The sequence below is a fragment of the Croceicoccus esteveae genome (assembly GCF_031846435.1).
Lineage (GTDB): Bacteria > Pseudomonadota > Alphaproteobacteria > Sphingomonadales > Sphingomonadaceae > Croceicoccus > Croceicoccus esteveae.
Genome location: NZ_JAVRHS010000013.1, coordinates 34,664 through 56,538, shown reverse-complemented (window position 1 = coordinate 56,538; position 21,875 = coordinate 34,664). Strand labels below are relative to the sequence as shown.

Genomic DNA, 21,875 nt, shown 5'->3' with positions numbered 1-21,875 from the left:
GCTGTGTCCCTGAGTTCGCGTTCTTCTTACGCGCTTAGCTTGCTTGCAGTGCGGGCGACTTTCGCGCCGAGATAACGGGCACCGGCGAGATCTGGATCGGTCGGTTGCAGGCTGCCGTCGCCGCCGGCAATGGTCGATGCACCATATGGCGACCCGCCGCGCACGCTGCTGTTGTCCATCTGCTCCTGGAAGCCATAGTCCAGCCCGACGATGGTCATGCCCATGTGAAGCAGGTTGGTCAGAATTGAGAACTGCGTCGTTTCCTGTCCGCCATGTTGCGTCGCGGTGGAGGTAAAAGACGCGCCAACCTTGCCGATCAGCTTGCCCTGCGCCCACAAACTCCCTGTCTGGTCCCAGAACGCTGCCATCTGGCTGGCCATCCGGCCATAGCGCGTGCCCACTCCGACGACGATCGCGTCATAATCGACAAGTTCGTCGACCGTCGCGATGGGCGCTTTTTGATCGAGCTTGTAGCCCGAAGCCTTGGCAACCTCTTCAGGCACAGTTTCAGGAACGCGCTTGACCACCACATCGACATTCTCGCCGCGCGCGCCTTCTGCCACTGCATGCGCCAGTGTTTCAACATCGCCGTAGGTGGAATGATACAGCACCAGAACTTTTGTCATTGTTTACGTTCCTTGCGTTCGTATGAATTTAGTGAATGAGGCCGAAAGCATCGACAAGCACGAATTCGCTGTCTTCTGTTGCCGTGATCTCGACGACTCCTTCCTTGATGGCGATCCCGTCGCGGGCATTTACCGTGGTACCGTTGACGGTGATCTGCCCCCGCGCGGGGACCAGATAGGCGCGGTTGTTTTCCGCAACCTGGTGCGTGATGCTCTCACCCGCTTTCAAGGTTGCGCCATGGACCCGCGCATCTGCCCGAATCGGCAATGCGTCGTCATCTTCATAACCGGATGCCAGAACCTGCAATTTGCCGGAACGGTCGCCTTTGGGGAACGGCTTTGCGCCCCAGCCCGGTGCACCGCCGCGTTCGCGCGGCATGATCCAGATCTGGAAGATGCGCGTTTCTTCGTCTTCCATGTTGTATTCGGAATGCTGTACGCCAGTTCCGGCACTCATCACCTGCACATCGCCTGCTTCGGTGCGGCCTTCGTTGCCCATGCTGTCCTTGTGGGTGATTGCGCCTGTGCGTACATAGGTGATGATCTCCATGTCGGAATGGGAATGCGGCGGGAAGCCGGTCCTGGGCGCGATCAGATCGTCGTTCCAGACGCGCAGCGGCCCCCAGTTCATCCGCGCGGGATCGTGGTAACCGGCAAAGGAAAAATGGTGATGGGCATCGAGCCAGCCGTGGTTTGCCCCGCCAAGGCTATCGAAGGGGCGCAACTCGGTCCTGGCAAGCTCGGTGGTGGAGGTCATGGCTGTTTTTCCAACTGTCGTTTGAATGCTGGCCCCAAGATAGGCGGCACCTATCCTGCTTGAAATAGAAACCTCGGCAACGTATCGTTTCCTCTATGAGCATCTCGGACGCGCAAGGCTGGATAGTTTTCGCCAAGGTGGCGGAGCTTGGAAGCTTTTCCGAAGCAGCCACGGAGCTGGGAATTGGCAAAGCAACCGTGTCGAAGACAATTGGTCGTCTGGAAACCAATCTTGGCTTGATGTTGATTCACAGAACCTCGCGTGCCGTATCGCTGACCACTTCAGGCGTCGATCTTGCCACCGACGCAAAGCAGCTTGCCGACTTCGCGGAAGCGTTGGACGATCGCGCGCGGGAAGGGAGCGCAACGCCATCGGGAATTGTCAGAATGGCCGTTCCCATGAGCTTCGGCCTACGCTGCCTCGGCGAATTCGCTGCTCATTTCGCAGCCGACTATCCAGAAATCGAACTCGACATCCATCTAAGCGACAGCAAGGCCGATCTGATTGCCGACGGCTTCGATGTAGGGCTGCGGATTGCCGATCTGCCCGACAGCAGCATGATCGCCCGAAAGATCCGCGATGTGGCGCTACATATTGTCGCCTCACCGGAATATCTGCAAGAGCATGGCGAACCAGAACACCCCAGCGATCTGTACCGGCACGCCTGCCTGCGCTACTCCTTGTTGCCACGCCCTACGGCCTGGCGGTTCAAACATGTCACTCTCGGAGAGTATTTTGTCGAACCGCGCGGCCCGATCCTTGCCAACAACAGCGACGTCCTGCGCGAAAGTGTCCGCAGCGGCGTTGGCATTGCCATCATGCCGGATTTCATCGTCGGGGATGATCTCAAGGACGGAACGGTCACGCCGATCCTGACAAACTGGAAGCCGCCCGATGTCGCCCTTCATCTGATCACGCCACCCGGCAGGTTGCGCCCGCTCCGTGTGCAAATCGTCATCGACCGGCTGCGGAACGATCTGTCTACAAGGCAATAATAAGCCCAATTTCACAGCAGGATCGTTAGCAACATGGCGGATATCGACGCATTTGACGCTGAAGGGGTTCGCATCCTTGCCGCAGCGAATTAGAGCGCGATCAATCGTTTTCGCTCAGGCGTCCGCGCACACCCGTCAAGATCAACGTAACTGCTGGTCTCGCGACCGGCGAAGGAGTAAACTCGACCAGCGTCTCAGATGGCAGTCATGAGAGCGTACGTTTACGCCTCGGTAGCATCCCATTGTGCTGGGTCCAACGCCAGTAACCTGGCGAGCTGCGCGTAGAGCGCTGGCTCTTCGCCGCGCAGATCCTCAGGCTTTTCGAAAAAGGTCACAATTGCTTCGGCAAAGAACTCCTGGTGGTTTCTTGCCCCATAAGCGTCCACCAACGTAGGCCGTCCGCTTTCGACCCGTCTTACATGATCCTGAAAAGCGTCCAGCATGGCTTTCTCCCAGCCAGCGAAAGCCTGACCTCTACGCAAAATGGGGACACCGTTGGTGCGACCGCTTAACGCGTCCAGCTGGTGCGCAAATTCATGAATAACCACGTTGTGACCATCTTGCGGGTAAAGTCCGCCTCGGAGCGCATCATCCCATGATAAAACCACCGGTCCCCGCTCCCAGCTTTCGCCCAGCGCTCCAATGTCATTCTCGTGCACGACGATACCATCATGCGTATTGCGGTTTGCGCGGAATGCAGCGGGATAGATCAATACGGTCCTGAGCGCGTCATACCAGACCGGACTGTTCATGACCGGAAGGCAGGCCTGTGCCGAGATCGAAAGTTTCATCCGATCCGTGACCTCCAGACCGTTGTTGCCATGAAACGTGATCTGGTCGAGGAACACGTTCATCTTCCCCTCGAGCTTAAGACGCAGCGATGCCGGCAGCCGCCGCACGATTGGCACCAGCTCCATCACGACCCGTCGCTGTTCTGAAGTCAGGGGAGCGGCTAGCAGTCGTTCCCGCTTCCGCCGCAATGCAGAACGTCGATAAAGAAGGACCGCGACGATGAGCAGGCCAAGAAGAAGGAGCGGCGAATATGTCATCGGTCAGTGATGAGAAATGTCGTGCAATCAGCGACCAAATCAAGACCAAGGCGTTTTCGGGTCATCGGCCAGGATGGGGGCATGTCGCCACGCATGAGCCACTTGGCGGTTTGAAGATATTTCGCACCAGCCACTCGCGACCCGATCGTAGCCTTTTGCCATGCGAACTTTGATCAGCAGCTAGCCACCCTATTGTGTTGAAAATCTCCGCTTTCAGATCAGGTAACCTACTGATTCAGCGATCCTTAAGAGCAGGAGATATGCTGATGATGGGCGAACGGACGGTGATGCAGGAAGCGCTTTTCTACAGCTTCCGCATCAAGGATCATGTGCCGGCAGATCACCTGCTGCGGTCGATTGATCGGTTCGTCGATCTCGATGGCATACGCGAGCACCTGAAGCCGTTCTACAGCGCGATCGGTCGGCCATCGATCGATCCCGAGCTGATGATCCGGATGCTGATATTTGGCTATTGCATGAGCATCCGATCGGAACGGCGGCTGTGTGAGGAGGTGCACTTCAAACTCGCCTGTCGCTGGTTCTGTCGTCTCGATCTCGATGGGGTAGTGCCTGAAGGCGCGGCAGGGCTCGCCGATAGTGCTGGTCACCACAGATCGCCGCTACGCTTTCCGCCTGGACAAGCGATGTGTGCTGATCACGTGTGCGGTGCCGTCGCGCGCGAAGGTGGAGCGCGGCGTCGAACGCGCCTGGGATGACATCCGCGCTGCCATGCGCACCGTCGAGATCGATCCGGCCCACTGGGAAGCCAGTTACTTCGGCCTGTTCACCGATGCGCAGGCATTCGCCGACTTCATGGCCTGAGCGCAGGCACCCCAACCGTCCTCACTACGCAGGCGGCGTCTCCACCCGAAGGCGCTGCCTGTTTGGTTCCAGAAACAGGAATATTCATCATGTCCGATCCCTCCATGCGCCATCCGCACGTGTTGTGCTCGCTCGCCATTATCCCTAATCGCGGCGAGTTAAGCCCAGGGTCCGCCATCCGTTCAACCGCGATATTCACGGTTGCCCGGTCCAGAAACACCGGTGCGCGCTTTTCAGTCGACCACCGTGCCTTCGACCGCACAACCACGCGTGCGGACATTCTGTCCGATCTCGCCACGCGCATACCGTTGGAGGCCACTCTTATGGCGCGCGCCTCGCGCACGCCGCAGCATTATCTGCTGCACCCACTCTGTCGGCATCGCACACAGGCATCGTATGGATGCGCCTCAATATCCGGTAGCCCTGTGGCTGGTTCCGTCCGCGAAGATTGCGGAACAGACGCCGGGCGCGCTCAAGACGCCGAGCCATGGCGAATACACCAGCGTCTATTTTGTCGACAGCAAGGCCGCCAATCTCACCCTGCCGCGCGTGGACGACTTGCGGGCCTACGGGCTGGAAATGGGAGGCCCCTCTTTTGAGAAGGGCAACACGACGCTGGGAGACCGTGATTGACGGGAGGGAGGCAGAGTGAGCCGCTTCCCCGACTTTGTCTACGTGATGACATACGCGGCTTAAGGTGCGCTCCGCTCGAATGAAGGCGTTTAGACTACTTCTTCGTGTGCAGGGCGAGGGCGGCGAAACGAGGCTCCCCGCCCCCGGAAATCCTAGAACGGAGAAGATGGAAAACAACAAGGTAGCGATGGCGAACGGCATAGGGTCATTAGCAATGTGTCCCGCAGCTCGCGTTGCCCAGCGCACCGCCTCAGCGGCAAGTCCGCTACCCAGTGCATCTTCAAATTCCCCCTTTTCTAATGCGCTGATGAGCTCACCCAGAGCTCGATGAAGATTGCGCAAGTCTGCCAAGGCTTCTGCCGCATCATCTAAATTGGGCCCCGTTATGCCCGCCTTGTTCCAACGAAGCCATCAAGTCTTCGATAGCCCTCTGGGCCGCGGGCAATAAGCTGGCCGCTGCATAAGCGCGGTCTTGGGGTGACATTATCCCAGTCCAATCCGCAGGCGAAAAACGCCGGACCGGGTCGGCTGCCGTCTCCCCTTCGTTCCGGATGGTAATTGGCGCGCTCTGCTTTGAGGCCAATTCAAACAGCGAACCGAACTGCTGGCGCAATTGGTGGCGCTGGTGGTCGCGGTCCTTCCCAAAGGGGGAGTCATAAACCAAAGTGACTAGTCTCGGGCAGGAGTCCAGCATTGGCGGCATCGCGTTGCTCAGTTCTAAATCGGCAAACATGTAGCGCCGAATTCTGTCGTATTCCTCGGCGTTTTCAGGAGTGGGCGTCTTTCCTTCGGCCGCGTCTGACGCCAATCGAAAAAAGCGGGTCGCCATTTCAGTCAGATTAGGAAAACCAAGGTCCATCATTTTCGGGTTCTAATCCTCTGCGGCCGTGCGGTTCTACGCGGAGGGGCTTCCCAATCCAACTGCTTAAAACCGGCTCACAAAGCTGGCATACACAGGGCCCCTAAGGAGAACCAAGTCATTGAACAAAAAAGGGAAAAGATAAAATGGTCGGGGAGAGAGGATGCGAGTCCACTTTTTCGACCACCCGGAAGGCCCTGAAAACCGCCGGTGAACACGCACCAAATCGGGCGTGTGAACCATCATGTGTCACGCCATGCGCGGCGTTGCAAGGGCTGGTTTTCGATGGCGAATCGATTCGCGACATTCGTGCAGCAATTGCTGCTGATCGCCCGTTCTTGGCGTGACCTATTCCACGGCAATCCGGTGGATTGCCGTATGGTTGAAGGTCTAAAATCGTGATGAAATATGAAAAGAAGCCCCTGGAGTGCCGGGGCGAGCCGTACGATCCGCCGCGGTCTATCGAAGAGACGGTCGCAATCATAGAAAAGGCGCGCAAGCGATTGGGGCGAACCTTATCCCGCCGAACGACTGCAAGGCGCCTGGTCCTCGATAATCTGCCGATCATCGAAGATCTGCGGGAGCGCGGATATAAGCAGGAAGATGCTGTCCTGCTGATCCTCGAACTGACGAATGATGCTCACAAACCGGACACTATCCGTAAGGCGATAGCTTCCGAATTGGGGCCGTGGAGCATTCTGGCCGATCACGCAGCGGACCCCGTCGCAACACCGGAAGCAAAGGCGGACAGTCCCGCAGATGCGGAAGTTGGCGAGCATGAAACGAGCGCAGGTCAGGTCCGGTACGATAATGATGTCAATGAAGGGGACGTGCTATGAACAAGGGTAAGCCCCAGCTTCATACGATCGTGCTCAACGTCCGCGCCGATGCCGACGTGTACTCGGCGATGCCAATCCGCGTGCTAAAAGCAGTGGCGGACACCGAGGGCTCGTCGGCCGTTCTAGCCAGTATCGAAGCGAAAGGAGGTTATCTGCGCTATGTCGAGGGTTCTGATGTCCGCATCATATCTCCAACGCTCATCGCGGGCCTCGCAGGGCGGGTGGCGAACCTGTGCGATGTCCTGCTCGTCGACGTTCCGGTGGATCCGGACAACCTGGCGGCCAGTGCGCCTACCCTCGAGGCTTTTCAGACCGAAGCTAAAATCTCAGGACTGCGGCTCCGGGTGTTCACCATGGAGAAGGGGGCGCTTGAGCGAGGAGCAGGCTCTCACCATAGCTCATTTCTCATCGGCCGAGTGTTCGTTTACACCATTGGCGCCTTCGACTTCGACGTGATGCAGCTGCGCTCCGAACACCGCTTCCCGTGCGTCATGCGTCGACCTGATGATTTCCTCGATCAACCAGGGCGACCCATTCTGACGTACAGGGATGACGACGAGATTGGATCTTGGCTGCAGACTTTCATCGACCCCGATCCTACGAGCCGGACCATCCGGTCGATACTCGATCGGCCCTGACCGGATTGTTGCCGGTAAAGTCCGGTAGATTGCTGCCACGCAATTTCCAACACATTGCCAATCCGATGACGGCAGGGTCCTAACGGATCCTGCCGTTTCGCATTAAATACTTGAAATTACAGTATTGCTCCAAAAGGTACGCAGGATGATGGTTGTTTACACAACCGATGCTCGGAGGCTTCGCCTTTTCGCATCCCCAGGAGTGTAGGCATGGCTATCAGCAGACCAAACGTCGTTTCCTTCCGGCTTTCCGCAAAGGAATATAGGTTCATCAAGGATAAGGCTGGGGCAATGTCCGTTGGCGATTATGTCCGCCGATCCGCACTGAATCTGGATCCCGCTGATAGGACCGCAGAGCGCGTGGCCATCGGCAAGACTATCCGGGCGATCCATAAAGCAATCGCTGGTGGGCTGCCGGATGACCGCGCTGCCGAGGCGAAGGCTCTGCTTGTCGACGCTCTTCGTATTGTCGAGCCGAGCCAGCCGGCGTTGTCGAAGCAGGTCTCGTCATGACGATCTATCACAAATGCGAGTCACAGGAAGCTTCGCGCGCTACGGATGTCTCGCGCCTGCGCGGGAAGACAAGCGCGCTGATCCATTATGTTTGGCGAGCCGATCTCAAGGCTTTGGCTCTTGCGTCGATGGAAACTGCCATCAACAGCTACCACGAAGACCTCTTGCGCTACGTCCGGCGTGACGAGCATAACGAAGAGGTTGCGGCAACGCTCGTACGCAATGTCCTGACCGACAACCCGGAACTAATGTCGGCCGAGATGGCAGCCCTAATGGAAGAGGCCGATGCTGGCGACGGTGTCGTCGAGCATGTCATCGTGAGTGTACAGCAAGGTGACGACCTTCTCGGAAATTTTGAGGAGGCCGTCGAAATTCTTGTGGAGGCACTTGGCGTCGGTAATTGCCCCGTCATTGGTGCGGTCCACGCTGATACGGACCACATGCATTTTCATCTCGTCATCATTCGCGTCGATGTTGATACTGGCGAAGTTGTTGAATTGCCCAAGTACGACAAGATTCGAGGGCAACAGGCACTGGCGGTCATGGATGATCGCTTCGGTTGGAAGCGCGAGGAGAATTCGCGCTGGGAGGTGGTGGAAGGCAGGCTGGTCTTAGACGGTTCCGCCGACCACGGTCCGGCAGACAATCCGCGCGAATGGCCAGACCGCTACTTTCCGCCTGCCGGTCTGTCGGCGCAGGGAAGGCGGCAAGAGAAGACTTCCGGATTTGTCTCCGCCGAGCATCGAATCCGGGACGTTGTTCCTGACATTATCGCCAGAAATTCTGATCGCGCCTCATTTCTTGCCGAGCTCGCCAGGGAAGGTATTAAATTGGTCAAAGCTCATAGGGGTGCAGCCTACGTTGTGAGCATGAAGGACGAGCGGGGACGGAAACACGAGGAACAGGTCAAAGCGTCGGTAATCAGGGGGTGGGGTGCGAGGGCCCTCGAGCAGCGATACGGTCCAGTTGACGCCGAGGATGGACCTGAAATCCAATCGAAAGCAGCTACGCCGAAAGAAGGTAACTCCGAATGGCCTAAATATGTCCACGCGAAATCCCAATATCGTGAGCGCCTCAATGCGATGTGCCAAAACGTGCGCGCTGCTCTTCCCGGGGGTGGCTCCGCCCGTGATAGCCTCGCAACCGCGCGAGCGGCGTGCGCTTTTCCATCTTTTGAGGAATGGCAGTCTGGAGTGAAGCCGGCGGACATCGGGGCTGCTTTATTCGCGAATTGCGGGGCGCTCGTTCTGGAGGGGAGCAGTGCAAGCCATCGGCATGCCCCCACGCCGGTACCGGATGAAACATTCCGGGCTACCCGTGTCGGAACGAAGGTAACATATACACAGCGCCTCTCGGGTAATGCATCTCGCATCGTAGACTTTGGTGACAGAGTCGTCTTGATCGGCCGTCCAACGGAGGCAGAAATCCATAAGGCCCTCCGGTTGCTTGTAATGCGCGGCGCGAAGGTCGTGAGTGGAACGGGGTTCTCGAAGCATGAGATCCTCCGGGCGCAGAAGGTCGCGAAAGACCTTGGTATCATCGTTATTCCGCAACAGGATGTTTCTCGAACGTCGGCGACCATAAGCGAGACGCGGGAGCCGACTGTTCGCGTTTCTACGACGGACGCCAAAGCGGCTGTCAGGAAACTCGGGCTCAAAAGCGCGCTTGAACGTCATTTCAATCAAGGTTTTGAACGCTAGCGCGCCAATATGAATGACTGCGATGGGGCCGCTGCACGAACCCGCTTCGCGGGAGGGGTGCTGGCGGCGCGGGTGACGTCAGAGCAAGAACGTAGCGAGTAGATCGAACAAGGCCGACCATTCCGGCTCCTTCAACCGAGGAGTCGAGAGATGAACGATCTTGTACCTGTTTCGCCCATCAGCCCGCTGCGCCAGCGGCTGATCGAGGATATGACCATGCGCCGGTTCAGCCCGGAGACGCAGCGCAACTATCTGCGCGATGTCGGGCGGTTCGCGACCTGGCTGGGGCGCTCGCCCCACACCGCGACCGCCGAGGATATCCGCCGCTTCCAGATCGAACAGCAGGAAGCCGGCGTTCCGGCGCCGACCATGAACAGCATTGTCGCGGCGCTGCGGTTCTTCTTCACCCACACCCTCGACCGGCCCGGGCTTGCCCGCAAGCTGGTCCGCACCGCTCATGCTCGCAAGATACCGGTTGTGCTGACCCAGCCCGAGGTGAAGCGGCTCCTCGACGCCACGACCTGCCTCAAGCACCAGGCCGCGCTGTCGGTGGCCTACGGTGCGGGGCTGCGGGTCGGCGAGGTCTCGGCGCTCAAGGTGCGCGATATCGACAGCAAGCGCATGCTGCTCAGGATCGAACGCGGCAAGGGTGGACGCTATCGCAACGCCATGCTGCCCGAAGGTCTGCTTGTGCTGCTGCGGGAGTGGTGGCGCGCGGGGCGGCAACAGGGTGTGCTTCATGCCGATGGCTGGCTCTTCCCAGGTCAGAACGCGACGGTGCCGATCAGCACCCGCCAGCTCTACCGGGTCGTCGTTCAAGCGGCAGAGGCAGCCGATATCGCCAAGCGGGTCGGACCGCACACCCTACGGCACAGTTTTGCGACGCATCTGCTCGAGGACGGCGTCGATATCCGCGTTATTCAGGCACTGCTCGGCCATGCCAAGCTCAACACCACGGCCTTCTACACCAAGGTGGCAACGAAGACGATGCGGGCAGTTGTCAGCCCGCTCGACCGACTGGCCTTGGCGGCACCGGATAACGAGGTGCCGAGCGGCTGAGAGCCGGTGCGCACCTCGCTCGAGGTTGCCGACGTCTTCCGTGCTGCCGGGCCTGCTTATCGGGCCGCCCATGCCGGGCACCTGAGCCTGCATCAGCTCAAGGTCATGTCGGCGATCGAGCACTGTCGCACCGCCGCGCTGGGCGGGCACGTCGAGGCCTGCACCGACTGCGGCCATTGGCGGATCGCCTACAACTCCTGCCGCAACCGCCACTGCCCCAAGTGCCAGGGCGCCGCCGCGCGGACCTGGCTCGCCGCGCGCGAGGCCGACCTGCTGCCGGTCGGCTATTTCCACCTCGTGTTCACGCTGCCCGCCGAGATCGCCGCCATCGCGTTCCACAACAAGGCTCTGCTCTACAACCTGCTGTTCAAGACCGCTTCGCAGACCATGCTGACCATCGCTGCCGATCCCAAGCATCTGGGTGCGCGCATCGGCATCACCGCCGTGCTCCACACCTGGGGCTCGGCCATGACCCATCATCCGCACATCCACATGATCGTGCCGGGCGGCGGTATCGCGCTGGACGGGGACCGATGGATATCGTCCCGCCCGGCCTTCCTCCTGCCGGTGCGCGTGCTGGGCGCTTTGTTCCGCCGTCTGTTCCTGACCCGGCTGCTGGCGCTTCACGATGCCGGCAAGCTCGCCTTCTTCGGTAAGCTGGCGGAGTTGGCCGACCGCCGTGCGTTGCTGCGCCATCTGTCACCGGTGAGGAAGAAGCGCTGGGTGGTATATGCCAAGCCGCCGTTCGCCGGGCCCGAGGCCGTGCTCGCCTATCTCTCGCGCTACACCCACCGGGTCGCGATCTCGAACAGTCGGCTCATCTCCTTCGACGAGGATGGCGTAACGTTCCGCTACAAGGATTATCGTCGCTCTGCCCCAGACCGGCAGCAGATCATGGCGCTCGGCGCCGACGAGTTCATCCGCCGCTTCCTGCTGCACTGCCTGCCTCGTGGCTTCCACCGCATCCGCCACTATGGCCTCCTCGCCGGAAGCACTCGCAAGGCCCGTCTCGAACGCGCCCGCCAGCTGCTCGCGGTCGCACCGCCTGCCGTCGATGAGGCGCCCGTCGAACCGCCCGATCCCCACCCGCCATGCCCTTGCTGCGGCGGGCACATGGTCATCATCGAGACCTTCCAGCGCTGCCATCCGCCACGCGGTCCGCCGAGCGCAGCCGCTCCATCCGGGCAACCTGCGCCGTGACCCGGCTCGGCATGACACTGTTCCACCCCGCCGCAGCCACGCTTCCGGCGGCGATGACGTCCGCATATTACCCGCCCAAAAGCAGTAGTCGCATCACCAAAATCGGACGAACCGGCGTCCTACGGCTGCTTTGTCATCGCAAAATCGGACCGGCTGCTATCGGACCCTTCCGCTTATCGGCACCGTCAGCAGCCGTCGGGATCAGCGCAAAGTCGAAATCCCCATAGCGCACCGCGTGCGGCCCGCGGGTTCGGGCACCGTCGACTTTCCGACGCCTCGCGGCGTCCGAAACTCTAAACGGAAGCTGGCAGTCTGCTTTCAGTGCTTACTTTCGAAAACCGGACCTTCGATAGACAGTCTAAAGAGGGCTTAAACTTAAGGCTCCTTCCTGAACTACTCGCGAAAGCGCAGCGCATTCAGAAGAGCACTGAATGCCGGGGAGTGCTGCCTGCGGTTAGGGTAGTAAAGGTAGTAGCCATCGAACGGCTCGCACCAGTCTTCTAGCACCCTTTCGAGCACGCCCTGCTGCAGTTCATCTGCTACGTGTCCTTCTGTCACGAAGGCGATGCCGTGCCCTGCAACTGCAGCTGAGGTAAGAAGGTCGATATCGTTGAAGGTAAGGTGCCCGTTGACCTTCACGCGCAGATCGTTGCCCTCTTTGCTAAACTCCCAGGCATAAATTCCTCCGCCGGCGATCAACTTGAGGTTGATGCATGTATGCTCGGCCAAGTCATGCGGCGTCTTCGGTTTGCCACGTGCTCTGAAATATTCAGGCGATGCCACTGCAGCCATTCGCATCGCAGGTCCGATACGTGCCGCGATCATGTCTTTCGCCAAGCTTTGCCCGGAGCGGACGCCGGCATCGTAACCTTCGCTTACGATGTCGACGAATCCATCATCCACGTTGAGCTCGACGTGAATGTCCGGGTTTTCGGCTGTGAGCTTATCGATCACGGGCCAGAGCACAGTCCTGGCTGCAAAGGTAGAACTGGAAAGTCGGACCGTCCCGGCCGGTCGGTCTCGCAATTCGGTAAGCGATGAGAGCCTCGAGTCTATATCGTCCAGAGCGGGGCCGACCGTATCCAGAAGACGCTGCCCCGCCTCAGTTGGAGCGACACTTCGAGTGGTTCGGTTGAATAGGCGGATGCCCAGCTTTTCCTCGAGCCTGCGCATCGCGTGACTGAGTGCGGACTGCGACATACCCAGTTTGGCAGCCGCCTTGGTGAAGCTGCGTTCTTCGGCAACCGCAACAAACAGCGCCATGTTTCCCAGTTCGTCACGCTGCACGCCTGATCTCTCTTAAATTCGGTTTCATGACTCAAGGTCATAAGCTTGAGCGATTATATCAGTCTAATCGATTAGCCAGCTATCCGCTATCTCCCTGGTCACAGGATGACTGGCTCCACCTCTCGGCAGCCAGGAGAGTGAACTTTGGAGAACCCGAATGCAGACGCGCGAACTTGGCAAGAGCGGACTGAATGTGTCGGCAATCGGACTGGGCTGCATGGGGCTCAGCTTCGGCTACGGCGCGGCAACTGACCGCCATGATGCGGTGAAACTGATCCGCGCCGCGCACGAGCGCGGCGTGACGTTCTTCGATACGGCTGAGGCATACGGCCCCGGGACCAATGAGGAAGTCGTGGGCGAAGCGCTTACGCCTATTCGCGATGAAGTCGTGATCGCCACCAAGTTCGGTTTCAGGGACGGCATTCCCGCGAACGGGCTCGACAGCCGTCCCGAGCGTATCCGGAAGGTGGCCGATGAATCGCTCCAGCGTCTGGGCACCGATCGCATCGATCTCTTCTACCAGCACCGGGTCGATCCCGCGGTCCCGATCGAGGATGTCGCGGGCGCCGTGAAGGACCTCGTTGCGGAGGGCAAGGTTGCCCACTTCGGGCTTTCGGAAGCGGGCCCTGAGTCCATTCGCCGCGCGCATGCTGTGCAGCCGATTGCCGCGCTGCAAAGCGAATATTCGATGTGGTGGCGCGAGCCGGAAGCTGAAATCCTTCCGCTGCTCGAGGAGCTTGGGATCGGGTTCGTGCCGTTCAGCCCGCTCGGCAAGGGCTTCCTCACCGGCAAGATGGACGCGAACACCACTTTCGGCAGCGATGACTTCCGCTCGACCGTGCCGCGATTCTCGCCCCAAGCCATGCAGGCGAACCAGGATCTGGTCGCCGTGATCGAGCGAATTGCTACTGACAAGGGCGCAACACCTGCTCAGATCGCCATCGCCTGGCTGCTAGCCCAGCGCCCGTGGATCGTGCCCATTCCCGGAACGACGAAGCTCCACCGGCTCGAAGAGAACCTCGGCGCGGCTGACGTCGCGCTCGGTAGCGCCGATTTGGGTCGCATCTCGGAGGCGCTCGCTTCGATCGATGTGCAGGGCGATCGCTATGCGCCGTCGCACCAGCAATTCGTCAATCGCTGAGCGAGGAAATCATCGTGAGCAATGACGGCAATATGACCCGCAGAACGATCCTCGCCGCTCCGATTGCGGCTTCGCTGATCTCCACTTCCGCCTGCGCCCAGGAGAGCAGGACTGCACCTGCATCGAACTCGACCTCTCTGGTTGCCTATTTCACGCGTTCTGGGAACACCCGCGTCATCGCCGAGACCTTGCAGCGCACGCTTGACGCCGCGATTTTCGAAATCCAGCCCGCGCAGCCGTATCCCGCCGACTACGAAGAGAACGTTGAACAGGCACGGCAGGAGCGTGACCGGGATTACGAACCGCCGCTTGCGAAAGTCGTGCCCGATTTTGCTACATTCGATACGGTGTTTCTCGGCTTCCCGATCTGGGGAGAGACGGCACCGCCGGTCATCCGCTCGTTCCTTTCGGCACACGACCTGTCGGGCAAGACCTTGCGGCCCTTCATCACGCATGGCGGCTACGGACCCGGCAGCAGTCTAGACGTTCTGGGCGATCGCGCAGCCGGAGCCGCAATCGTCGCCCCATTTATCCTGGAGGCGGACCAGGAGCGCCGCACAATGAATCAAGTCCGCGGCTGGCTCGATGAAAACCAGCTTCGCTAGCCCCCACTCCGGAGATAAGAAATGATGACCCCGCTCATGAGACGTCCATTGATGCTTTCCCGCCGAGGCTGGAAGCGTGCTTTCGCTGCCGCGCTGCTGCCTCTTGCCGCGCTTTCCCAAGGACCACTTGTGGCTGCCGACTACACCCAGAATCCATTCACGCTGGCCTACGAAGGCGCGATCACGGAAAACCGGCAGGGCGCGGTCAATATTCACCCTGTCCGCTACGACCTCAACGGGATCACGATCTCCGCCAATGTCTACACGCCAGCAGGCTATGACGAGCAGGGCAGCTATCCCACCATCGTCGTCGCGCATCCAAATGGCGGGGTGAAGGAACAGGTCGCCGGTCTCTATGCGCAGCGGCTGGCTGAGCAGGGCTACATCGCGATCGCCGCCAATGCCGTCTATCAGGGCGCGAGCGGCGGAATGCCGCGCAATGTCGATGTTCCGGCCAACCGGATCGAGGACATTCACGGCATGGCCGACTTCATCAGCGGGTTCGCCGGTGTCGATGCCGACCGCATCGGCTTGCTCGGCCTGTGCGGCGGCGGGGGCTACTCGCTGAAGGCTGCGCAGACCGACAAGCGGTTCAAGGCCATCGCCACGGTCAGCATGTTCGATTCGGGCCGCGTTCGCCGCAACGGATTTCGCGACAGCCAGCTCGATACGATCGCCGAGCGTATGCAGCAGGGGTCGGCCGCACGCGCGCAGGAAGCTGCTGGAGGCGAGGTGCTCTATGCCGGCGACGCGCCCATGAGCGACGAGCAAATCGCGGCATTGCCCTTCGATCTCTACCGCGAAGGCTATGCCTATTACTGGGATACGCACGCGCACCCCAATTCGACTTTCCGCTATACGGCCAGCAGCCTGATCAATCTCATGCGGTTCGACGCGACCAGCAACATGGAGCTGATCGACCAGCCCTTGCTGATGATCGCCGGCGACAAGGCCGATACGCTCTACATGACCGAAGACGGGTTCGCGAAGGCTACCGGTGCAGCCGTCAAGGAACTGTTCCTGATCCCGGGCGCGACGCACATCCAGACCTATTATGTGCCGGAATATGTCGACCAGGCGATCGCCAGACTGTCGGACTTTTTCGGCAAGGAGATTGCATCATGATCCGCCGCGTTTCCGTTTCGCTTGCGCTCGCTGCCTCATTGCTGGGGAGCAGCTTGAGTGCGCAGGACAAAACCGAACTCGACGAACGCCAGAGCGCCATCGTGCCCATCGCGGCCCATGCCGCAAGTGGCGACATTGCCAGGCTGCGGCAGGAGCTTGCCGAGGGTCTTGAGGCCGGCCTCACCGTCAACGAGATCAAGGAAATCCTGATCCAGTCCTACGCTTACACGGGCTTCCCCAGAGCGCTCAACGCGATCAATGCTTTCGATGCCGTTCTGCAGGAACGCGAAGCACGCGGCCTTGCCGATCCGGAAGGGCCCGCCGCCAGCCCCGTTCCCGCGGATTTCGATCCGAAGGTGGCTGGCAATCACAATCGGAACACGCTGGTCGGCGCCGATATGTCGAACAGGACAAGCGGCTATGCTGCCTTTACGCCGACCATCGACACTTTCCTCGTCGAACACCTGTTCGCCGATATTTTCCAGCGGGATGTGCTCGACTGGCAGCAGCGCGAACTTGCCACGATCAGCATGCTGGCCGCGCTGGACGGGACCGATGCGCAGCTGAAATCGCATCTCGGCGTCACCCATCGCCAGGGCCTGAGCTGGTCGCAACTGGGGGACTTCGCGGATACCTTACGCAGCGAGGTTGGCGAGCAGAGCGCGCGCCGTGCAGCGACGCTCGTCGCAGAGCTTTCCGGCGAGGCCCCGCAGCTGGACGCTCCGCCGCGGATGTCGGTCGAACGCGGCCAGGAAGTCAGCCGCGGCCCGGCCGAATACTTCACCGGCGAAGTCACAGTCTCATCGCGCTTCGGGTCTGATCCGGCGGGCGCTTATTCAGGCGCGCTGGTGTCGTTCGAGCCGGGAGCGCATTCCGCTTGGCATACCCACCCGCGGGGACAGACGCTGGTCGTCGTGTCTGGTCGCGGCTTCGTCCAGTCCGAAGGCGGACCGGTCGAAGAGATAGGCCCGGGCGACGTCGTCTGGACCCCGGCCGATACTCGCCACTGGCATGGTGCCACGCCGCGAGACGCGATGTCGCATTTCGCTATTTCGGAGCCACTGAACGGCTCGACCGTTTCCTGGGAGCAAAAGCTAACTGCCGAGGAATACCCGCAACACGCGCAGGAGATCGATCAATGACAAATGAAACGCAAAGCGGCCTTGCACGTCGAGGTTTCCTTGGCGTAGCTGGGGGTATTGCTGCTCTCCCGCTCCTTGCCGGAAGTGCCAAGGCACACCCCGCATCGGCCAAGGCGATCGGCACATACTCACCGGTGAAAGTGGATGGTCGGCGCAAGCTTGGCGCGCTCGAAGTCTCGGCAATCGGGCTCGGCGTTCAGAACATGAGCCGGACCTACCAGACGACGATCCCGCGCCGCGCGGAAATGCACAACATCATCCGCACGGCCTATGATCGCGGCGTCACATTCTTCGACGCTGCAGAAGCTTACGGCCCGCACGAAGTCGAACGCATCCTCGGCGAAGCGGTTGCCCCCTTCCGCAACGATGTCGAGATTGCTTCCAAGTTTGGGTGGAACATCGACCTCGAAACCGGCGAACGCGGTCCGGGGCTAATCAGCAGACCCGCCCACATCAAGCTCGCGGTCGAGGGCATGCTGGAGCGCCTCAAGACCGACCGGATCGATATCCTCTACCAGCACAGGGTCGATCCCGAAGTGCCCATCGAAGATGTCGCAGGTGCAATCGCCGACCTCCGGTCCGAGGGCAAGGTCCTGCATTGGGGCCTTTGCGAAATGGGTCTCGACACATTGCGCCGGGCCCATGCAGCGCTGCCCGTCGCTGCGGTTCAGAGCGAATATTCGATGATCTGGCGTGGGCCCGAGGAGGGCCCGCTGCAGGTCTGCGAGGAGCTGGGGATCGGGTTCGTCCCGTGGAGCCCGCTCGGGGTTGGCTTCATGACCGGCGCTATCGATGCCAACACGCGGTTTGCTCCCGGCGACATTCGCGGCGCGGAGACCCGGTTCTCGCCGGAGAACCTGCCGCACAATCTCGCACTCGTGGAGCTTGCGCGGGAATGGGGCGAACGCAAGGAGGCGACTCCCGGCCAGATTGCTCTCGCCTGGCTGATGGCGCAGAAGCCGTGGATCGTGCCGATACCAGGCACGACCCAAATGGCGCACATGCTCGAGAATTCGGGTGCTGTAGATATCTCGTTCACCGGCGAAGAACTGGCCGAGTTGAACCGCGCGGTCGACGCTATCGAGGTGAAAGGGCAGCGCCTTCCGGATGCCGTCCTAGCCTATTCGGGAGTCGAAGCCCCCCTCAAGGAGCAATGAGATGGAGAGCCTGAAAAACAAGGTCGTCGTGATCACCGGGGCGAGTAGCGGGCTTGGCGAAGCTACGGCTCGTCATCTATCCGACAAGGGAGCGATTGTGGTTCTCGGCGCTCGAAGGGTCGAACGGATCGAGGCACTTGCGGAAGAGCTAACCTCGCAAGGCGGACGAGCAAGAGCCGTAACGACCGACGTCACCGTTCGCGAAGATGTTCAGCGATTGGTGGAAATCGCGGTCGAAGAGTTTGGCCGGATCGACGTTATGATCAACAACGCCGGTCTTATGCCGCATTCTCCGCTCGAGCGCCTCAAGGTCGAGGATTGGGACCAGACGATCGATGTGAACCTGAAAGGCGTTCTTTACGGCATCGCTGCGGCATTGCCGCACATGCAGACGCAGAAATCGGGCCACATTATAAACGTCTCCTCTGTGGCCGGTCACAAGGTCAATCCGGGCGGCGCTGTCTACTCTGCGACTAAGACTGCGGTTCGTGTGCTTTCCGAGGGTCTGCGCCAGGAAGTGAAGCCCTACAACATTCGCACCACCATCATCTCTCCGGGGGCAGTCGCGACCGAACTGCCGCAGAGTGCCACCGAAAGCGACGTCTCGGCCAACCTGCAGAAATTCTACGATGAGTTTGCAATTCCAGCTGACAGCTTTGCGCGAGCTGTAGCCTTCGCGATGGAGCAACCGGAAGACGTCGACATAAACGAAATTCTGTTCCGCCCCACGTCGCAGGAGCCTTAGGGCTGAGCAGACGAGATGTCTGCTTTCAGGAAGCTCCATTGAGCGCCGCTACGACCGAATTTAGGGCGCCTTTCTGACCGGCTGAAACTGGGCCGCTAGCGGAATGTCTGTTTTGAAGCGTGGATCCCTACGAAGCAGACTTTCTGCACAAGCCGCCTCCGACATTCGTCAGTCTGCTGCTAATCCGGCTTTCTCGACGTGCGTTTCTACTGGCAAATCCTTGTCCACGCGTTCGGAATACCGATCGACCAGTTGATCTGCATGCGGCCGCAGGAGGACAGTGAAGCGGACCAGTTCCTCCATCACGTCGACGATGCGGTCGTAATAGGCCGACGGCTTCATCCGGCCCGCATTGTCGAACTCTTCATACGCCTTGGCGACCGACGACTGGTTTGGGATTGTGACCATGCGCATCCAGCGACCAAGCACGCGCAACGTATTGACCGTGTTGAAGCTCTGGGAACCGGCGCAGACCTGCATCACCGCGAGCGTGCGGCCCTGCGTCGGGCGCATGCCCTTGTAGGCCAGCGGCAGGTGATCGATCTGCGCTTTCATGATCCCGGTCATCTGGCCGTGCCGCTCGGGACTGCACCAGACTTGCCCCTCGGACCATAGCGAATGCTCGCGCAGTTCGTGAACGGCAGGATGGTCGTCATCCTTCACTTGGCCAGGTAGAGGCAGGTCCGACGGATCGAAAATCCGCGTTTCGCAGCCGAAGAACTGCAACAGACGAGCCGCTTCCTCAGCGGCCAGCCTCGAATAGGATCGCTCTCGCAGCGATCCGTAAAGCAGCAGGATACGCGGCGGCGGGTCCATTACACCGAGCCCCATTGCTGGGTTGCGATGGAGATACTCTGGCCTCAGCGCGGGCAGGTGTTCGGGATCGGACACGGTTCGAAGACTGGACATAGGTTGCTTGAACTCAGGATTGAAGGAAGCGATCGCGCGTGCGGTTAGCGAAGGCGACCAGCGACAGCATCACAGGGACTTCCACCAGCACGCCGACCACGGTTGCCAGCGCAGCGCCGCTGGTTAGCCCGAACAGGCCAATGGCGACGGCCACCGCCAACTCGAAGAAGTTTGACGTTCCGATCAGCGCGCAGGGCGCCGCGATGTTGTGCGGCACTTTCCACGCCTTGGCCGCAGCATAGGCGATGGCGAAAATGCCATAGGACTGGATGATGATCGGGATTGCGATCAGCACAATCAGCAGCGGGTTCGAGATGATTGTGCCTGCCTGAAAGGCGAACAGCAGGACCACGGTCGCCAGCAAGCCGATGATCGACCAAGGCTTGAGCCGCGCGGTAAAAGCATCGACCGCCGCTTCGTCACCGTCATGCGAACGAATGACCTGTCGTCTGGCGATCGCCCCTGCCACCAGCGGAATGACGACATAGAGCACGACCGAGAGGAGCAGCGTCTCCCACGGCACAACGATATCGGTCACGCCCAGCAGCAGCGCCACGATGGGCGCAAAGGCGAAGATCATGACGAGGTCGTTCACCGACACTTGCACCAGCGTGTAGGCCGGATCGCCCCGCGTCAGCTGCGACCAGACGAACACCATGGCGGTGCAAGGTGCTGCGCCCAGGATGATGAGCCCGGCGATATACTGGTCCGCGTCACCTTCCGACATCAGCCCGGCGTAGAGATAATCAAAGAACAGCACCGCCAGCGCCGCCATCGTGAACGGCTTGACAAGCCAGTTGACGACCAGCGTGATGACCAGCCCCTTGGGCTTGCGGCCGATGCCCTTGATGCTGGAAAAATCGACGCCGACCATCATCGGGATGATCATCGCCCAGATCAGCACCGCGACCACGAGATTGACCGAGGCGTATTCGAGATCTGCCAGGAGTCCAATTACACCCGGTGCGACCATGCCAAGTGCCAGACCGGCGAGGATAGACCCGAGAACCCATAATGACAGGAAGCGTTCGAAGGTGCCGAGGGGCGAGACCGCCGGAGCGGGTTCTGCAATGGTTCGGGTCATTTTACCTGTCCTGACGTTCGCTCAGCGCACGCGCACGCCAGCGGCGTTGACCACGTGTTCGCCGTCTTCCTTGGCGAACGCCCCTCGTTGGGCGGCAGGTAGGAGGTCGAGCACTTCTTCCGACGGGCGGCAAAGCTTCACCCCGAGCGTTGAAACCACCAAGGGGCGGTTGATGAGGATGGGATGCTCCATCATCGCGTCGATCAGCTGCACGTCCGACAGGGCAGGGTTGTCGAGCCCAAGCTCGGCGAACGGCGTGCCTTTCTCACGCAACAGCTCGCGAGGGGTGATGCCGGCGCGTGCGATCAGGCCTTCGAGCATTGCGCGCGAAGGTGGCGTCTTGAGATATTCGACGACATGCGGCTCGATCCCGGCGTTGCGGATCATGGCCAGCGCATTGCGCGAGGTCCCGCATTCGGGATTGTGATAGATGACGATGTCGGCGGTCATTGGGCGTCCCCGTCTTTGGCCCGTGCCTTGGTGCTGGCACCTTCCTCGCGCCCGATCTCGCCGAGTTTCCTGCGCATTGCCATCTCGTCGATGGTCTTGATCGGCAGCATCAGGAACAATTCGACGCGGCGCTTGAGATAGCTAAGCGCCTTGAGGAACGCCTTGCGCTGTCCCTCTCCTTCGACGGCAGCAGGGTCCTCAACGCCCCAATGGGCGGTGATTGGTTTGCCGGGGAATACGGGGCAGCTTTCGCCAGCAGCGTTGTCACAAACGGTGATAATGAAATCGAACTTGGGCGCGCCGGGCTTCGTGAATTCATCCCAGCTTTTCGATTGCAGGCCACCGATCGGATAGCCGAAATTGCCCAGCACTTCGATCGCCATCGGATGCACATCACCCTTGGGCTGGCTGCCGGCACTGTAAGCGGCAAACCGTCCTTCGCCCGTCTTGTTCATCAGCGCTTCGCCCAGAATCGAGCGCGCCGAATTCCCGGTGCAGAGAAACAGGACGTTGTAGATTTTCTCAGACATCGAAACCTCG

At 60.3% G+C, this 21,875-nt stretch carries 24 protein-coding genes and 1 pseudogene; 16 read left to right on the top strand and 9 right to left on the bottom strand.

Annotated features, from left to right (window positions below; all coding sequences use genetic code 11):
* Positions 1-26 precede the first annotated feature (26 nt).
* Together wrbA and RM533_RS12325 are read right to left on the bottom strand one after the other, a co-directional pair.
* On the bottom strand, positions 27-626 hold the full coding sequence (wrbA, locus tag RM533_RS12330) for an NAD(P)H:quinone oxidoreductase (RefSeq protein WP_311341527.1): 600 nt from the start codon (positions 624-626) through the stop codon (positions 27-29).
* 28 nt (positions 627-654) lie between these two features.
* Entirely contained in the window at positions 655-1,383 is a 729-nt protein-coding gene (locus RM533_RS12325; RefSeq protein ID WP_311341526.1) for a pirin family protein, read from the bottom strand.
* Between the two features lie 95 nt (positions 1,384-1,478).
* Between RM533_RS12325 and RM533_RS12320 the strand changes: the two genes are divergently transcribed.
* Positions 1,479-2,378 carry a LysR family transcriptional regulator gene (locus RM533_RS12320; RefSeq protein WP_311341525.1) on the top strand — a complete coding sequence of 300 codons (900 nt, stop codon included), beginning with the start codon at positions 1,479-1,481 and terminating at the stop codon, positions 2,376-2,378.
* A 221-nt stretch (positions 2,379-2,599) separates the two neighbouring features.
* Here the strand turns inward: RM533_RS12320 and RM533_RS12315 are convergent, their stop codons facing one another.
* On the bottom strand, positions 2,600-3,427 hold the full coding sequence (locus tag RM533_RS12315; protein WP_311341524.1) for a M90 family metallopeptidase: 828 nt from the start codon (positions 3,425-3,427) through the stop codon (positions 2,600-2,602).
* 266 nt (positions 3,428-3,693) lie between these two features.
* Here RM533_RS12315 and RM533_RS12310 point away from each other — a divergent pair.
* The 3 genes and pseudogenes from RM533_RS12310 to RM533_RS12300 form a co-directional block, all read left to right on the top strand.
* Positions 3,694-4,041 (top strand): annotated as a pseudogene (locus RM533_RS12310) (transposase); the annotation flags it as partial.
* Positions 4,025-4,249 carry a hypothetical protein gene (locus RM533_RS12305; RefSeq protein ID WP_311341537.1) on the top strand — a complete coding sequence of 75 codons (225 nt, stop codon included), beginning with the start codon at positions 4,025-4,027 and terminating at the stop codon, positions 4,247-4,249. The pseudogene RM533_RS12310 and the gene RM533_RS12305, both read left to right, overlap by 17 nt.
* 396 nt (positions 4,250-4,645) lie before the next feature.
* Entirely contained in the window at positions 4,646-4,882 is a 237-nt protein-coding gene (locus tag RM533_RS12300) for a hypothetical protein (RefSeq protein ID WP_311341523.1), read from the top strand.
* Between the two features lie 364 nt (positions 4,883-5,246).
* On the opposite strand, the gene RM533_RS12295 is transcribed toward RM533_RS12300, so the two are convergent.
* The gene (locus RM533_RS12295; protein ID WP_311341522.1) at positions 5,247-5,744 is read right to left on the bottom strand and encodes a hypothetical protein; all 498 of its coding nucleotides are present in this window, start codon (positions 5,742-5,744) and stop codon (positions 5,247-5,249) included.
* A 398-nt stretch (positions 5,745-6,142) separates the two neighbouring features.
* Here RM533_RS12295 and RM533_RS12290 point away from each other — a divergent pair, with 398 nt between their 5' ends.
* The 6 genes from RM533_RS12290 to RM533_RS12265 all read left to right on the top strand — a co-directional run bounded on the left by RM533_RS12290 (position 6,143) and on the right by RM533_RS12265 (position 11,690).
* Complete coding sequence (locus RM533_RS12290) at positions 6,143-6,580, top strand: hypothetical protein (RefSeq protein ID WP_311341521.1); 438 nt, start codon at positions 6,143-6,145, stop codon at positions 6,578-6,580.
* Complete coding sequence (locus tag RM533_RS12285) at positions 6,577-7,218, top strand: hypothetical protein (protein ID WP_311341520.1); 642 nt, start codon at positions 6,577-6,579, stop codon at positions 7,216-7,218. Before RM533_RS12290 ends, RM533_RS12285 begins: the two co-directional genes overlap by 4 nt.
* Before the next feature lie 210 nt (positions 7,219-7,428).
* Entirely contained in the window at positions 7,429-7,731 is a 303-nt protein-coding gene (locus RM533_RS12280; RefSeq protein ID WP_311341519.1) for a plasmid mobilization protein, read from the top strand.
* Positions 7,728-9,431, top strand: a complete 1,704-nt coding sequence (locus RM533_RS12275; RefSeq protein ID WP_311341518.1) for a relaxase/mobilization nuclease domain-containing protein — start codon at positions 7,728-7,730, stop codon at positions 9,429-9,431. The genes RM533_RS12280 and RM533_RS12275 overlap by 4 nt, the downstream gene beginning before the upstream one ends.
* Positions 9,432-9,581: 150 nt before the next feature.
* Positions 9,582-10,490 carry a tyrosine-type recombinase/integrase gene (locus RM533_RS12270; RefSeq protein ID WP_196845874.1) on the top strand — a complete coding sequence of 303 codons (909 nt, stop codon included), beginning with the start codon at positions 9,582-9,584 and terminating at the stop codon, positions 10,488-10,490.
* A 6-nt stretch (positions 10,491-10,496) separates the two neighbouring features.
* Complete coding sequence (locus tag RM533_RS12265; protein ID WP_311341517.1) at positions 10,497-11,690, top strand: IS91 family transposase; 1,194 nt, start codon at positions 10,497-10,499, stop codon at positions 11,688-11,690.
* Positions 11,691-12,083: 393 nt separating this feature from the next.
* Here the strand turns inward: RM533_RS12265 and RM533_RS12260 are convergent, their stop codons facing one another.
* Positions 12,084-12,977 (bottom strand): LysR family transcriptional regulator, encoded by an 894-nt coding sequence (locus RM533_RS12260; RefSeq protein ID WP_311341516.1) that lies wholly within the window; start codon positions 12,975-12,977, stop codon positions 12,084-12,086.
* 157 nt (positions 12,978-13,134) lie between these two features.
* Here RM533_RS12260 and RM533_RS12255 point away from each other — a divergent pair, with 157 nt between their 5' ends.
* Genes RM533_RS12255 through RM533_RS12230 form a run of 6 tightly spaced genes read left to right on the top strand, consistent with a single transcriptional unit; the run spans position 13,135 to position 18,892 of the window.
* Positions 13,135-14,118: an aldo/keto reductase gene (locus RM533_RS12255; protein WP_311341515.1), complete on the top strand. Its 984-nt coding sequence runs from the start codon at positions 13,135-13,137 to the stop codon at positions 14,116-14,118.
* A gap of 14 nt (positions 14,119-14,132) precedes the next feature.
* Positions 14,133-14,723, top strand: a complete 591-nt coding sequence (locus tag RM533_RS12250) for a flavodoxin (protein ID WP_311341514.1) — start codon at positions 14,133-14,135, stop codon at positions 14,721-14,723.
* Between the two features lie 36 nt (positions 14,724-14,759).
* Positions 14,760-15,848 (top strand): alpha/beta hydrolase, encoded by a 1,089-nt coding sequence (locus RM533_RS12245; RefSeq protein ID WP_311341513.1) that lies wholly within the window; start codon positions 14,760-14,762, stop codon positions 15,846-15,848.
* Entirely contained in the window at positions 15,845-16,990 is a 1,146-nt protein-coding gene (locus tag RM533_RS12240; RefSeq protein ID WP_311341512.1) for a (R)-mandelonitrile lyase, read from the top strand. Before RM533_RS12245 ends, RM533_RS12240 begins: the two co-directional genes overlap by 4 nt.
* Entirely contained in the window at positions 16,987-18,147 is a 1,161-nt protein-coding gene (locus RM533_RS12235) for an aldo/keto reductase (protein WP_311341511.1), read from the top strand. Before RM533_RS12240 ends, RM533_RS12235 begins: the two co-directional genes overlap by 4 nt.
* Position 18,148: 1 nt before the next feature.
* On the top strand, positions 18,149-18,892 hold the full coding sequence (locus tag RM533_RS12230; RefSeq protein ID WP_311341510.1) for an SDR family oxidoreductase: 744 nt from the start codon (positions 18,149-18,151) through the stop codon (positions 18,890-18,892).
* Positions 18,893-19,060: 168 nt separating this feature from the next.
* Here RM533_RS12230 and arsH read toward each other — a convergent pair whose 3' ends face one another.
* The 4 genes from arsH to RM533_RS12210 are packed head-to-tail and all read right to left on the bottom strand — an operon-like array spanning position 19,061 to position 21,865.
* Entirely contained in the window at positions 19,061-19,801 is a 741-nt protein-coding gene (gene arsH / locus RM533_RS12225; RefSeq protein ID WP_311341509.1) for an arsenical resistance protein ArsH, read from the bottom strand.
* Between the two features lie 13 nt (positions 19,802-19,814).
* On the bottom strand, positions 19,815-20,885 hold the full coding sequence (gene arsB, locus RM533_RS12220; RefSeq protein WP_311341508.1) for an ACR3 family arsenite efflux transporter: 1,071 nt from the start codon (positions 20,883-20,885) through the stop codon (positions 19,815-19,817).
* A gap of 21 nt (positions 20,886-20,906) precedes the next feature.
* Entirely contained in the window at positions 20,907-21,335 is a 429-nt protein-coding gene (gene arsC, locus RM533_RS12215) for an arsenate reductase (glutaredoxin) (protein ID WP_311341507.1), read from the bottom strand.
* The gene (locus RM533_RS12210; RefSeq protein WP_311341506.1) at positions 21,332-21,865 is read right to left on the bottom strand and encodes an arsenate reductase ArsC; all 534 of its coding nucleotides are present in this window, start codon (positions 21,863-21,865) and stop codon (positions 21,332-21,334) included. The genes arsC and RM533_RS12210 overlap by 4 nt, the downstream gene beginning before the upstream one ends.
* Positions 21,866-21,875: the final 10 nt, after the last annotated feature.